Consider the following 13,198-nt stretch of genomic DNA (forward strand, 5'->3'; position numbering starts at 1 on the left):
GCGTTATGCGTGCCACATGGTCAGGGTCCGACCGTGTTGAGTTCGGCGACCAGGTCGAAAGCGGGGTCGTCTGGCCCGATGTCGAACGTGCATTGCTGCTCGCGCGGATCTGGCACGAACGCCCAGAACAGCGCTCCCGCAGTACCGGCGGCGCGCTGGCCGTCGATTTTGGTCTCGAAGTCGTCCACCCGATCCTCACGGGTGCCGCACGACCCGGCGTTCTGCCCGATCTCGGCGACGACCAGCGGCTTGCCGACCACCTGGGCCTGCACGATGTGGGTGGCGAGGCCATTCCACACGTCGCCGGGCAGCGGCACGCCGTCAGCGCCGTAGTCGTGGTACTCGAGCACGTCGACGTGGGGTGAAGCCCCCAGCAGCTGATAGTCACCGCCGGCCGACCCACATTGCCCGCCACCGAGCAGGCCTGCCCAGATCGGGGTGGACGGGTCCGCCGCCCGAACCTTGGCTCCGGCTTGGTCGAAGAAGTTCCGCAGGATCTGACCCGAGTCGGACGGGCACGTCCGGTTCTGCCAACTGCACGCAGAATCGCCGCACAGACTCGTCTCGGGTTCGCCGACCAATTCCCAACCGGCCAGCGCAGGCGACGACTTCCACCGGTTGACCGCTGTGGTCACCCATTGATCGAACCGTAGGGGCGCCCCTGCCGGGACCAGGGTCTTCCAGCCGGACGTGTACCAGCTCCGACCCTTGAACAACTCGTCTTCGCAGGCACCGTCGCCACCGGTGAAGACCGGCACGAGCATCTGATCATGAGCTTCGGCCGCGGCGAACACCGCGTCCATCGGACCGAAATCGAGCTCGCCCGTGAACTTGTTTACTGCCAGGCGCTGGAAAGCGTTGAAGCGCGTGAGGGAGTTGGGCTCGAGCGACGAGAAGTAGGAGTCGAGGTCGACCATCGCGCCGCAACCCTGGTTCACCGACCAATCGGTCGCGAGCTGGTAGGCGTTGAAACCGCTCGGCCACCATGGCGATCCATCGAGCTCGAGACCGTCCGCCGTCGCCTCCACCCTGTTCGGCCCTGCCGCTTCTGCGGACCCGGCCTGCGCCCACTGGGTCGACCCGACACCGACCAGCAGGATCATGGCCAAAGCGAAGAAGTAGTACGTACGATGCGTGGTGCGTTGCATGTGATGGAGAGCCTGTCCTCGTTTTGACCGTGACGCTCATAGTTGCACAGCTTCGTGAACGAGGAAACTGCTTCGCAAAGGAAACAGCGAGAACGCGACCGTCCCTCAAAAGACACGGTGACCTGCGCGATCGCCGCCGGCACCACCGAAGAGGACCGATGACCCTGTCAGATCACATAGATGTCTTGATCATCGGAGCGGGACTCTCAGGAGTCGGCGCCGCCTGCCACGTGCGGGAGAAGTTCCCCGACCGGAGCATCGCGATCCTGGAGAGCCGGCCCCGCATCGGCGGTACATGGGACCTGTTCAAGTACCCCGGGATCCGGTCCGATTCGGACATGTTCACCCTCGGATACAAGTTCCGGCCCTGGGTGGGCGACAACGCGATCGCAGACGGCCCCTCCATCCTCGAATACGTCCGGGCAACAGCCGCCGAATACGGGATCGATGAGACGATCCGGTTCAACCGCCGGGCCGTGCGTGCGGAATGGTCGAGCAGCGAACAGCTCTGGAGGGTTCACATCGAGCGCACCGACGTAGGCGCCGAAACCCAGACCGAGACCATCTCCGCCAACTTCCTGATGTCCTGTAGCGGCTACTACCGCTACGACGAGGGCTACACACCAGACTTCCCCGCGATCGAGAAGTTCGCCGGGACCATCGTGCATCCGCAGCATTGGCCAACCGACCTCGACTACACCGACAAGCGGGTGGTGATCATCGGCAGCGGGGCCACCGCAGTCACCTTGGCGCCGTCGATGGCCCCCGAAGCCGCCCACGTCACCATGCTCCAGCGCTCGCCGTCCTACGTCATCTCCATTCCCAAGCAGGATGCCATTGCGAACAGACTGCGCAAACTACTTCCCGCGAAATGGGCCTACGCTGCCGCGCGCGGCAAGGGAATCGCCGTCTCCACTGCCATCTATCAACTGTGTCAACGTTATCCACAGTTCATGAAGAAGCAGATCCGGTCATGGCAAGAGCGGCAACTGCCAGATTTCGACATCGACACCCACTTCGCCCCGCGCTACAACCCCTGGGATCAGCGCTTGTGCCTTGTGCCCGACAGCGACCTGTTCCGCGCCATCAGAAAAGGGTCGGTGTCCATGGCCACCGACCGGATCGCCACGTTCACCGAAAGCGGCATCGAGCTGGAATCCGGCGACCATCTCGACGCCGACATCATCGTCACGGCCACCGGCCTCAATCTGCTCGCCCTGGGCGGGCTCACATTCGTGGTCGACGGGGAGGAAGTCGACCTCACCGACACGATGACCTACAAGGGCATGATGCTCAGCGGCATCCCCAACTTCTTCTACGTTGTCGGGTACACGAACGCATCGTGGACCCTGAAGGCAGACCTGGTGTGCGAGTACATGTGTCGCCTGCTCCAACACATGGACGCCAACGGATACGGCGAAAGCGTGCCGGTGAAGGACCCGTCCGTACAGGAGGAACCGTTCCTCGATTTCGCTGCCGGATACGTTCTGCGTTCGGTCGACTCGTTTCCACACCAGGGTTCACGTGCTCCCTGGAGGCTGCGGATGAACTACTACCGTGATGTCCTCACCTTGCGCCACGGCACGGTTGCGGACGCCCCGATGAGGTTCCGGGAGCGCAGCGCTTCCCTGACGTCGGCCGGCTGATCAGCCGACCGGTGTCGACTTCTCCCGCAGCCGCGTCGCCAGCCACTCGTAGACGGCTTCGTTGTTGAGCAGGGTGAAGTGGTGGGCCGATCCGAGATGCATCCCGTCGTCGTCACGAAAACCGATGTCGCGCAGCTTGTCCCGGCCACGGGCACTGACATGCAACACCAAACCGTCACCGAGGTAGCGACCGAGCAGGTGTTCTGGGTCTCGGGTGATCGAGGCCGAGACAAAACTGTGCTCGGCATCGGCGAGCAACGGAACCTCCGCGATGGCTGCCTGGCGCAAGGCATCGAGGTCTCGGCCCGTCCAGTCCTCGTCCACCAGCGAACCGGCGTACAGGTCCCGGATCCCGGCGCTGCGCCTGTGTAGCAGCCGGCCGATCGGACGGGATTCGGGCAGCAGCTGCAACAGCGCGGTGGCGGTGTGTACGGTCCTCGCCAACGGGGCCCCCAGGTGCGGAGATCCGAGACAGACGATGTGGCGGACCTTTCCGGCCCACTCAGCCCCGACGAGGGAGGCCCCGTGACAGGCGCTACGTGCCACGAGACCACCCATCGAGTGGCCGACCAGCACGATCTCCTCCACGGGTACAGGCCAGTTCCTCACCACGTCCTCGATGAGCGCGGCGAATTCACGGCCGTTCTCGGAGATGTGCCTACCCGTGTTGTAACGCACCTGCAGTTCGCTGAAGCCGAGCTCCGCGGACAATCTGGCCCCATACGTCGGCCTGCCGCCGATACCCCAGGCGACTTCGGTCTCCATCAGTCCGTGCGTGAAGAAGACCACCTTGGGCGTCGCATGAGGATACGCTTTCGACAGGGATTCCTTGTCCGCGTGTTGAATTCGCCCGTCGACGCGAAGCGACATCGGCGTGGCCAGTGGCGAATCCTGTTCGGCGAGCGCGTCGCCGATCAAACCGGTCAACGCACCGAGCGCGATCGCACCGCGTCTCGTCTCCGAGGGCACCCGCCCACGTCCGTCGACCGCCCGTGATGCCACCTGCGCTGCCACCTCACAGGCAACGGCGATGGATCGATACGTTCCATCGGCGATTGCATTGTGGATGATTCGCGACGGTGCCGCCCAGGGGCCGACACCGAGCTGCACCCCCGAGAACACGCGGTCAGAGATCGCCCGGTGCACGGTGCCCACGCCGGTCACCGCTTTCCCGACCTCCTCGAAGGCCAATTCCGCCAGCGCGCGAACCTCGTCTTGCCGCGGGCCATCCACATCGATCATGAATTCAGTGTACAACCGTGCACTGAGGCGCGCGTCTGCGGCGACTGCTTCCTGACAGCGCAGTCCACACCGGCTACCGTCCGACCATGGGATTGCACCGCTCCGCACCGACTGGAGGGTGGCGATGGAGGTGAGCGCCGCCACGCCCACCTCCGCGCCCACGCCCGGTCCCGTCCTGGTTGTCGCGATCCTCGCGTCTTTTGTCGCGTTCCTCGACGGATCGGTGGTGAACCTCGCCCTTCCCGCCATCTCGGAAGACCTGGGAGGTGGGCTGAGCACACAGCAGTGGGTGGTCGACTCATACCTCCTCACCCTGGGCGCACTGATACTGGTGGCCGGCGCGATCTCTGATGCGTTCGGGCGCTTGCCGATGCTCCGGATCGGGCTCGTGATCTTCGGCCTGGCATCCGTCGCGTGCGCGGCTGCGCCGACCGACCTCGTCCTGATCATCGCCCGCGGGCTGCAAGGTGTGGGCGCGGCCCTGCTGGTGCCCAGTTCGCTCGCATTGATCAACTCGGCGTTCACCCCGGACGACCAGCCCAAGGCGATCGGTACATGGACCGCATGGACGGGCACGGCCTTTGTGATCGGTCCACTACTCGGTGGTGTACTCGTCGACACGTTGAACTGGCGGTGGATCTTTGCCGTCAACGTCGTGCCGGTGGCGATCACCCTGGTGCTGTCGATGCGGCTCGTCGAACCGGCTCGGACGACGCAGCGCGAACGCATCGACGTACCAGGCGCAGTGCTGACGGCCGGCGGTCTCGCCGGAACCGTCTACGCCCTCATCGAGCAGCAACGTCTCGGTCTGAGCAACCCCGCCGTGGCTGCAGCCTTGGCACTCGGACTGTTGTGCCTGGCCGGGCTGGGCTGGCGCGAAACGCACACCGACCATCCAATGATCCCAGCGAAAATGTTCGCGGTCAGGAACTTCGGTATCGGCAATCTCTCGACGACGTTCATCTACGCCGGATTGTCGATGGGCACGCTGGTGACGGCCCTGTTCCTGCAAGAGGTCGCGGGCTTCTCGGCACTGATGGCCGGGCTCGCGACGTTGCCGGTCCCGCTGCTCTCGTTCTTCATCGCCCGGCCGGTGGGAGCGCTGTCGGCACGATACGGGCCCCGCGTGTTCATGGCGTCCGGACCGATCGTCGCCGGATGCGGTTACCTGCTCATGCTCACCACTGTCGACGACTTCGATTTCTGGACACAGATGCTCCCCGGGCTCGTGCTCTTCGGGCTCGGCCTGTCGATCACCGTCACGCCGCTGACCTCGGCCGTCCTCGCATCGATCGATCGGCAACACAGCGGGATCGGCTCGGCGTTGAACAACGCGATCTCACGGATCGCCGGACTGATCGCTGTTGCCTGCACCGGGATCATCGTGGGCGGCACGCTGGACACCGCGTCATTCCACCGTGTTCTGGTGGTGACCGCGGCCCTGTTCATCGTCGGCGGCGTAGTGGCAGGCATCGGTATCCGCAATCACGGCCACCATCCCGAACAGGTCGCGGTGACAGCGGCCGCACAGTGCTGTGATCGCTCGACCACTCCCCCTGACGTCCGGCCGGTCGTCGGCCAGTGACCGGCGATTATCCACCGATGCGCCGATGACGATTGAAGCGAAGGCCTGATGGTGGGAACATCGGGACGATGACCGCATTGCTGACGGAATCCAACATCACCGCCGCACTCGCCGATCTACCCAAATGGCAACGTAAGGGCCAATCGTTGACTCAGACGATCGATTGCCCGGACTTTCCGGCGGCGATCGCATTGGTCAATCGGGTGGCCGAGGCCGCGGAAGAGGCCAACCATCACCCCGATATGGATATCCGTTGGCGCACAGTGACTTTTACCCTCAGCACGCATTCGGCGGGCGGAATCACAAGCCTCGACGTGATGTTGGCGCAGCGAATAGACAACCTGGCTCCCTGACCCGGTCGGCGGTCCCGACGAGCGAGTCGGTATCGAAGACACCGCCGGGCGAGCCTGCGCGGCCCGCCCGGCGGGTGTTGCGCCCCCGTGCGGATGAGAACAGTGATGCGGTGTCAGGCCTTGGTGAGCGCCGCGTATCGCGCTATGTGCATGTCCGCAGAACCGAACTCGTACTCAATGGCCGTGAGCCGTTTGAAGTAGTGACCGATCGCAAGTTCCTCGGTCATGCCCATCCCGCCGTGCAACTGAACGGCGTTCTGCCCGATGAATCGCGCCGCCCGACCGATGGTCGCCTTCGCCGCCGACACCGCCAGCGCGCGTTCGGTGGGCTCGGCCTCCAGATTCAACATGGCGAGGTACACCGCGGCAATCGACTGTTCGAGCTCCATGTACATGTCGACCATCCGATGCTGCAACGCCTGAAAACTGCCGATCGCCTGACCGAACTGCTGACGCTGCTTGGCGTATTCGACAGTGTCTCCCAACACTTTTCGCATCAGCCCGACAGCCTCGGACGCCACCGCCGCCGTGGCCTCGTCCACTGCACGGTCGATCGACGCCCATGCATCGCCTTCGCCGCCCAGAAGGGCATCGGCGGGTAGGCGCACCCCGGAGAACACGAGATCCGCCGCACGACGGTCATCGATGGTGCGGTAGGCGTGAACGGCCAAACCTTCAGGAGGGTTGTCGACATCGACATCGACCAGGAACAACGAGATCCCCGAGGTGTCGCGTCGCCCGCCCGCAGTCCGGGCCGTGACAAGCAGATGACCGGCGAGGGGCGCACTGCTGACAACCACTTTCGTGCCGTCGAGCACCCACTCGTCGCCGTGTCTACGGGCGATCGTCGACACGTCATAGAAGTCAGGACCCGATGTGGGTTCGGTGGCAGCGAACGCCGTGATCGCATCGCCCGCGACGAGTTTCTCGAGAACGGCCGTGGCGCGCTCCCCGCCCGCCCGTTGCAACAGACCGCCGCCGAAGACAACGGTGTCCACGAAGGGCTCGACAACAAGCGCCTGGCCGAGTGCTTCGGTGACGATCATCAATTCGACCGGCCCACCGCCGATTCCACCGGCTTCCTCCGGAAGGGTCGCACCGAGGATTCCGAGTTCGTCGGCGAAGGCTCGCCAGATCGACGGCTGCCATCCTGCCCCAGTCTTGGCGGCCGCCCGACTCTTTTCAAGGTCGTAACGGTTGGCCAAGAACTTGACGAGGCCATCGCGGAGCAGTTCTTGCTCTTTGGTCAAGTTGAAGTCCATCAGAGCCCCAATGCTGCTTTTGCGAGAATGTTTCGCTGAATTTCGTTGCTACCGGCGTAGATCGAGCCTGCCCGGTCGTTGAAGTAACGCAGTGGCGCGACTGCCTCCCACGGTTCACCGCTGACGTAACCGTCCGCAGGCTCGGTGAACTCGGAGATCGGACCACCAGGCTTGGTCGCGTGCGGTTGGTAGACCCGTCCGCGTGTACCGGTGGCCTCCAGGGTGAGTTCGGTGAGCTTCTGGCTGAGCTCGGTCGCAAGCACTTTGAGCATCGACGAGGCAGGGCCCGGATCTTTGCCCGACGCCATCGCCGACAACGTTCGGTATTCCAGGATCTCGAGGACCTTTGTGCGAATGCGGGCTTCGGCCAGCTTGGCAGAGAACGCGGGATCGTCGATGAGCGGGCGTCCGCCGGGCCCAGGCTGCGACGCCGCCGAGGTGGCCAGCGACTCCGCCATCACCTGCAACGCCGGGGCGGCGGCACCCCCGCCTCGTTCGAACACGAGGAGATACTTCGCCACGGTCCAGCCGTCATCGATCTTTCCGAGCACGTTTGCCTTGGGCACTCGCACATTGTCGAAGAACACCTGGTTCTGGACCTGCTCGCCCGATGTCATCACGAGCGGCCGTACTTCGATGCCCGGCGAGTTCATGTCGATCAACACGAAGGTGATGCCCTGCTGCTTCTTCTGCTGCCGGGATGTGCGAACGAGGCAGAACATCCAGTTCGCCTCGGTGGCATGGGTTGTCCAGATCTTGCTACCGGTGCAGACCAGGTCATCGCCGTCGTCCTTCGCCGCCATCGAGAGGGACGCAAGATCCGAACCGGCCTCGGGTTCGGAATATCCCTGGCAGAAGAAGACCTCGCCGGTGAGGATCCCTGGCAGATAGTAGTCCTTCTGTTCCTGGGTGCCGAAGGCGATGATGGCGTGGGCAACCATTCGAATCCCCATGGGAGACAACGACGGTGCCCCGGCGATGATGGACTCGCGACTGAAGATGTAGTGCTGGGTGAGGGTCCAGTCGCAACCGCCGTACTCGACCGGCCACGCAGGCGCCGCCCAGCCCCGCTCGTGCAAGATGCGCTGCCACTCCATGCTCGCCTCGTGATCGGAGTAGACGCTGGTCATCAGACGACCGGCCCGGCGCAGGTCCGGGGTCAACTTCGCGTCGAGGAAAGCGCGCACCTCGTCTCGAAACTCCGAATCGGCGGCCGACCATTGCAAATCCATGTGCGCTCCTGAAGCGGTGTGCTGATTGACCGGAGGACCGGTCGGAGACAAAATCTACTTATGTCTCACCAGGCCGTCAACAGCCGGTCACCCCGACCGTCGCGCGTCCACCGCGACGACGTGATCGACCTCGCTCACGACTGGTTCCTCGCCGGCAGGCGGGTCGACATACAGGCGCTGTCCCGCGAACTGAAGATCGGCCGCGCGACGATCTACCGATGGTTCGCGGGCCGGGAAGTGGTTCTCGGCGAAGTGGTGTGGCGAATACTCATCGACGCCATCGAACGAGTCGAGGCGCGAGGTGGAGAGCTCGATGCCAACAAGTTCGTCAGCAACTTCGGTTTCCTCGCCGAGACCGTTCGAAACTACCAACCGCTCGAACGGTTCGTCGCGGATGACCCGGAATATGCGCTGCGGGTCCTCACCTCGCGGTACAGCGTGGTGCAGGGCAGGTTGATCGAATGGACTGTCAGCAAGCTGGCCGCCATGCCCGAGCTCTCGCGGTACCCGGACACTTCCGGTCTCGCGTATGCAGTCGTCCGCCTGGGTGAATCGTTCATCTGGAGTGACATGATCACCGGCGACCCTCCGCAACCCGACAAGGCCACCGAGATGGTGGGCATGTTGATCGCGGGCGCATGCGCGAACTCTTCTGGTCGAGCCTGATCTGCGCCGTGGCCGTACAGCTTGCACGGATACTGGTCCGGCTGCACCCGACCCCGGCAGCGACGCGCGGATAACATTCCCTCATGCCGTCGCGAACACACCATCGAGCTACCGGCCATGACTGACATCCGCTGGGCGACGTTCGACTGTTACGGCACGTTGATCGACTGGCGTCACGGGATCTCGACCGGGATGGAGCTGGTCTTTCCGGGCCGCGGCGCGGACCTCCTCGACACATTCAACCGGCACGAACCGCAGGTCCAGGCACAGTACCCGGAGATGCGCTACCGCGATGTGTTGACCGAGGCGTTTCGTCGGACCGCCGACGAAGCCGAACTTGTCCTCAGGGCCGACGACGCCGACGTGCTGGCCACGGGTATCGCCTACTGGCCGCCCTTTCACGACACAGCTTCCGAGCTGGCCCGCCTGCGGGCGTCGGGGTGGCGCCTGGCCCTGCTGACCAATTGCGACCGCGACATCATCGGCGCAGCGCAGCGCCGCCTCGGGACTCCTGTCGATACGGTCATCACCGCCGAGGACGTGGGTTCGTACAAGCCGGCCCATCCGCACTTCGAAAGGTTCGCCCAGACCTTCGCCCCCGGACCCGGTCAGTGGGTCCACGTCGCGCAGGGCTACTTCCACGACATCATCCCGGCTCATGCTCTCGGTATCCCCCGGGTGTGGATCAACAGGCTCGGCCAGAGGGACGACCCGTCGATCGCCGATGCGGTGATCCCCGACCTGAGCCGGCTGACCGAGGTCGTCGCCGCAGTCGGTACCGCCGCCGCGGCGCGCTCGTGAGGAGTCGAACGTCACGCACCGCGATGTGTAGCGCTGCGAACTGGCGGGTATCCGGCTGACGGCCCGGGCAGCAGCCTCGGGCGAGTACGGCGACGAGAGGGAGACATGGCGGAGTATCGAGTTCTCAATCCAGACGAGGATGTTGTCGACAAGGTCGAATTCAACAACGCCGAAGACGCCTACGAGTGGTTCAAGAATCGCGAGGTGCCATCAGGACAGCTCGGTTTCCGTATGGAGGTCAACGTCGACGGAGACTGGCGATTCTTCGACCAGACCGACGGGACCAGGTCACGCGACTGACCTCGCGCGGCCGAAACGGCCGGCGGACCTTGCTGCATCCAACGGACACACCGTTGGATGCAGCTTTTTTCTGCTACTCCGCCGTTCGCGACCGCTCGGCGAGCAACGCCAGACGCCGCAGAGCTTCCGAGTTCCTCGGATGAACCGCCACGTGCTGGATCTGGTCGGGCATCAGTGACCACGGCGGGTTCGCCGCGTGCTCGATCATCTCGATGCGGCATCCTTGCGGGATCTCGTGCAGGCGCAGGATGATCTCGGCCTTGCCGAAGGGCAGAGCCCGCGCGATCAATCGCAGCTCGCGCCCTTCCTCCATACCCACCGACTCCGTCCGGTCGTTGAGCAGGACGGGCCACAGCCCAACCGAATGAGCGATGTTGCTTCCCGGTTGCGGCCAGTTCGCATCGACGGCACGTATCCGTGACGACCCGACAACCCAATTGGCATACGACCAGCCGTCTGCGAGTACACGCCACACATCTTCCGTCGACGCGGTTGTTTCATGCGTTGTAGCCACGAACCCCTCCAGTGCTCTCGGCAGGCCTGCGGGTCGGGACTCGACCCGCGCGAAGCGGCAGTGCCGCTGTCTCGGCCGGTTGTCGATCTTACGGATCCGATGTACCCACCGGCGGCGATCTCACACGTGACCATGGTTTCCGGGGTACGGACGCCGCTGCGGCCGACGGCGATTCGCCAGGCCGTTGACCTGCCGAACTGTTAAGCTCCGCGCGAGTCAAGGCAGCGCTCGGGCGGCCGATGGCCGCGCGAAAGGTGAATACGTTGCAGTTGCGACGCATAGAGCATCACGTCCGTCGATCACTCTCTCTGGCTGTCGCCGCTGTGATCCTGGCCGCCTGTGGAACCGGGGATGACGGTGACGGGCCCGCAAGTGTCACAGTGCGACCGGTCGACTCCACCTCCGAACCCGTCTCGACGCCTCCGCCCGCTCCGGCTCGACTCGAGAGCAACGTTGCGATGGAACGACTTTCGCCGAACGCCAAACCGCCCCAGTTCGTGTTGTTTTCCTTCGACGGTGTCGGCGTATCAGAAAACTGGGATCTGTTCCTGGACACCGCGAGCGAGGTCGATGCACGCTTCACGGCCTTGATGACCGGCTTGTACTTCCTCACCGACAGGAACAAGAAGAAATACACCGGCCCCGGTTACGCGGCCGGAGAGTCGTCGTTGGCTTTCGGAGGCACCGAGAAGGAAGTCATCGAACAGGTCGATTATCTCAATCGCACGTGGTTCGCCGGTCATGAGATGGGCACTCATTACGTCGGCCATTTCTGTGCCGGCACAAAGAACCCCGGCCGCGATTGGACCACCGCGGAATGGAACCACGAACTCGATCAGTTCTTCCGGCTGATGACCGAGTGGAAGTCGCTCAACAACATCCGGAACACCCCCGATCTCGCTTTCGGGCCCGACGCCGTCAAAGGCGGGCGTACGCCCTGCCTCGAAGGCGGTATGGGGCAACTGTTCCCGGCCTTGGGAGCGCACGACATGACGTGGGATTCGTCCAAGGCGGCCCGGCAACCGGGCATCTACTGGCCGACGAAGGTCGGCAGCATCTGGGAGTTCCCCATCCCGTACACGTGGTCACCACCGCTCAATCACAGACAGACCGCGCTCGACTACAACTACTGGTTCACGTTCAACCAGGCCAAGGACAGCCCCGCCAGCGCACCGAAGATCCGCCGTATCGTCAAGGAGTCCTACGACTACATGTTCCGGCGCGCCTATGAAGGCAACCGGGCCCCGTTGGTCATCGCCAATCACTTCAATGATTGGAGCGGGAACGCGTTCAACCCCGCAACAGCTGATTTCATGCGCGAGGCATGTGTGAAACCCGAAACGATCTGTGCCACCTATCAAGACGTGATCGCGTGGATGGAACTGCAGGATCCGGCAGTGTTGGCGCCATGGCGAAAGATGGCACCGGTTGCCGTCGACGCCGACAGTTGACTGCACCCCACTGCCTGAACACCATGGAAGGTCTTCCGATGCGACGACACCGCATTTTTGCCCTGCTCGGTTCACTGGCCGCCTTGACCGGCCTGATCGCCGGCTGTTCGGACGATGGGGGCGACGCCGGACCAGTGGTTGCCCAGTCGTCCGCCGCGAGCGCCGGGCCCTCGGTCTCCGACGAGGTCACGGTGACCCGGATCGACTACCCGACGCTGGACGGAACGGACCCGGAGCAGAACTGGGGTGATCTCTATCTGCCCGCCGGACCGCAGGCGGTGGATTCGACCCGGCTGGTCGTCTTGATCCATGGCGGCGCATGGCAGTCCCAACTGGGTGCTGATCTCTTTGATCCCTTCGCCCGTGACCTCGCTGCACGGGGGATGGCGGTGTACAACATCGAATATCGCCGGCTGGGTTCAGGCGGGGGCTGGCCGACCACATTCGAGGACGTTTCGCAGGCCCTCGACAATGTCATCGCGATCGACAAGAGGTTCCCCCAATTAGAGACCACCGACGCACTGGTGGTCGGACACAGCGCCGGAGCCCAGCTGGCGGTCTGGGGCGGGACACGACACAAACTGGATCCCACCGAGGTCGGTGGCAATCCGAAGTTCCGGCCCACCAGGGTGGTCTCCTTGGCCGGTCCGCTGGACATGGTGCAGGCAGTTCGCAACGGCGACGACCGGATCGTCGCGGCCCTCGGCGGAACTCCCGGGCAGGTACCGGAGCGTTACGCGTCGGTGGACCCGATCCAGAATCTGGATCCCGGAACTCCGGTGATCGCGGTCCACGGCACCCGGGACACAGTGGTACTCCCCTCGCTGTCGCAGCGGTACGTCACTGCGCTGAAGAACGAGAACGGCAGTGGTCGTGTGGTGTTGATCGACGGCGAGGATCACGGTTCGATCGTGAGCTCGAACTCCGCCGCCTATCGCCAGATACTCGACATCATCACCGAGGGATCAACCAAGACTGTCGACCAACTGAGCGAGTGA

13 protein-coding genes are annotated in these 13,198 nt (G+C 64.0%); 8 read left to right on the forward strand and 5 right to left on the reverse strand.

Going from position 1 to position 13,198, the window contains the following annotated elements:
* Nucleotides 1–20: 20 nt before the first annotated feature.
* Nucleotides 21–1,148 (reverse strand): beta-mannosidase, encoded by a 1,128-nt coding sequence (locus ACVWY6_RS22155; protein WP_400729703.1) that lies wholly within the window; start codon nucleotides 1,146–1,148, stop codon nucleotides 21–23.
* Between the two features lie 158 nt (nucleotides 1,149–1,306).
* Between ACVWY6_RS22155 and ACVWY6_RS22160 the strand changes: the two genes are divergently transcribed.
* Nucleotides 1,307–2,794, forward strand: a complete 1,488-nt coding sequence (locus tag ACVWY6_RS22160) for a flavin-containing monooxygenase (RefSeq protein ID WP_023958153.1) — start codon at nucleotides 1,307–1,309, stop codon at nucleotides 2,792–2,794.
* On the opposite strand, the gene ACVWY6_RS22165 is transcribed toward ACVWY6_RS22160, so the two are convergent.
* The gene (locus ACVWY6_RS22165; RefSeq protein ID WP_457540974.1) at nucleotides 2,795–4,036 is read right to left on the reverse strand and encodes a lipase family alpha/beta hydrolase; all 1,242 of its coding nucleotides are present in this window, start codon (nucleotides 4,034–4,036) and stop codon (nucleotides 2,795–2,797) included.
* Nucleotides 4,037–4,166: 130 nt separating this feature from the next.
* Between ACVWY6_RS22165 and ACVWY6_RS22170 the strand changes: the two genes are divergently transcribed.
* Both ACVWY6_RS22170 and ACVWY6_RS22175 read left to right on the forward strand, forming a co-directional pair.
* Entirely contained in the window at nucleotides 4,167–5,621 is a 1,455-nt protein-coding gene (locus ACVWY6_RS22170) for an MFS transporter (RefSeq protein WP_457540976.1), read from the forward strand.
* A 68-nt stretch (nucleotides 5,622–5,689) separates the two neighbouring features.
* Nucleotides 5,690–5,974, forward strand: coding sequence for a 4a-hydroxytetrahydrobiopterin dehydratase (locus tag ACVWY6_RS22175; protein ID WP_023958147.1), 285 nt, complete (start codon nucleotides 5,690–5,692; stop codon nucleotides 5,972–5,974).
* Between the two features lie 113 nt (nucleotides 5,975–6,087).
* Here the strand turns inward: ACVWY6_RS22175 and ACVWY6_RS22180 are convergent, their stop codons facing one another.
* The gene (locus ACVWY6_RS22180) at nucleotides 6,088–7,236 is read right to left on the reverse strand and encodes an acyl-CoA dehydrogenase family protein (protein WP_457540978.1); all 1,149 of its coding nucleotides are present in this window, start codon (nucleotides 7,234–7,236) and stop codon (nucleotides 6,088–6,090) included.
* On the reverse strand, nucleotides 7,236–8,468 hold the full coding sequence (locus ACVWY6_RS22185; protein WP_457540980.1) for an acyl-CoA dehydrogenase family protein: 1,233 nt from the start codon (nucleotides 8,466–8,468) through the stop codon (nucleotides 7,236–7,238). The genes ACVWY6_RS22180 and ACVWY6_RS22185 overlap by 1 nt, the downstream gene beginning before the upstream one ends.
* 60 nt (nucleotides 8,469–8,528) lie before the next feature.
* On the opposite strand from ACVWY6_RS22185, the gene ACVWY6_RS22190 reads away from it, so the two are divergent.
* The 3 genes from ACVWY6_RS22190 (at nucleotide 8,529) to ACVWY6_RS22200 (ending at nucleotide 10,235) form a co-directional block, all read left to right on the forward strand.
* Complete coding sequence (locus ACVWY6_RS22190) at nucleotides 8,529–9,134, forward strand: QsdR family transcriptional regulator (protein ID WP_457540981.1); 606 nt, start codon at nucleotides 8,529–8,531, stop codon at nucleotides 9,132–9,134.
* Nucleotides 9,135–9,251: 117 nt separating this feature from the next.
* Nucleotides 9,252–9,935, forward strand: a complete 684-nt coding sequence (locus ACVWY6_RS22195; protein WP_457540983.1) for an HAD family hydrolase — start codon at nucleotides 9,252–9,254, stop codon at nucleotides 9,933–9,935.
* A gap of 105 nt (nucleotides 9,936–10,040) precedes the next feature.
* Nucleotides 10,041–10,235 (forward strand): hypothetical protein, encoded by a 195-nt coding sequence (locus ACVWY6_RS22200; RefSeq protein WP_023958137.1) that lies wholly within the window; start codon nucleotides 10,041–10,043, stop codon nucleotides 10,233–10,235.
* 73 nt (nucleotides 10,236–10,308) lie between these two features.
* Here the strand turns inward: ACVWY6_RS22200 and ACVWY6_RS22205 are convergent, their stop codons facing one another.
* A complete protein-coding gene (locus ACVWY6_RS22205; protein WP_457540985.1) occupies nucleotides 10,309–10,749 on the reverse strand; it encodes an SRPBCC family protein in 441 nt (146 codons plus the stop codon).
* Between the two features lie 263 nt (nucleotides 10,750–11,012).
* On the opposite strand from ACVWY6_RS22205, the gene ACVWY6_RS22210 reads away from it, so the two are divergent.
* A complete protein-coding gene (locus ACVWY6_RS22210) occupies nucleotides 11,013–12,200 on the forward strand; it encodes a polysaccharide deacetylase (protein ID WP_457540987.1) in 1,188 nt (395 codons plus the stop codon).
* A 38-nt stretch (nucleotides 12,201–12,238) separates the two neighbouring features.
* Nucleotides 12,239–13,198, forward strand: coding sequence for an alpha/beta hydrolase family protein (locus tag ACVWY6_RS22215; protein ID WP_023958133.1), 960 nt, complete (start codon nucleotides 12,239–12,241; stop codon nucleotides 13,196–13,198).

The sequence above is a fragment of the Williamsia sp. R60 genome (assembly GCF_054063855.1).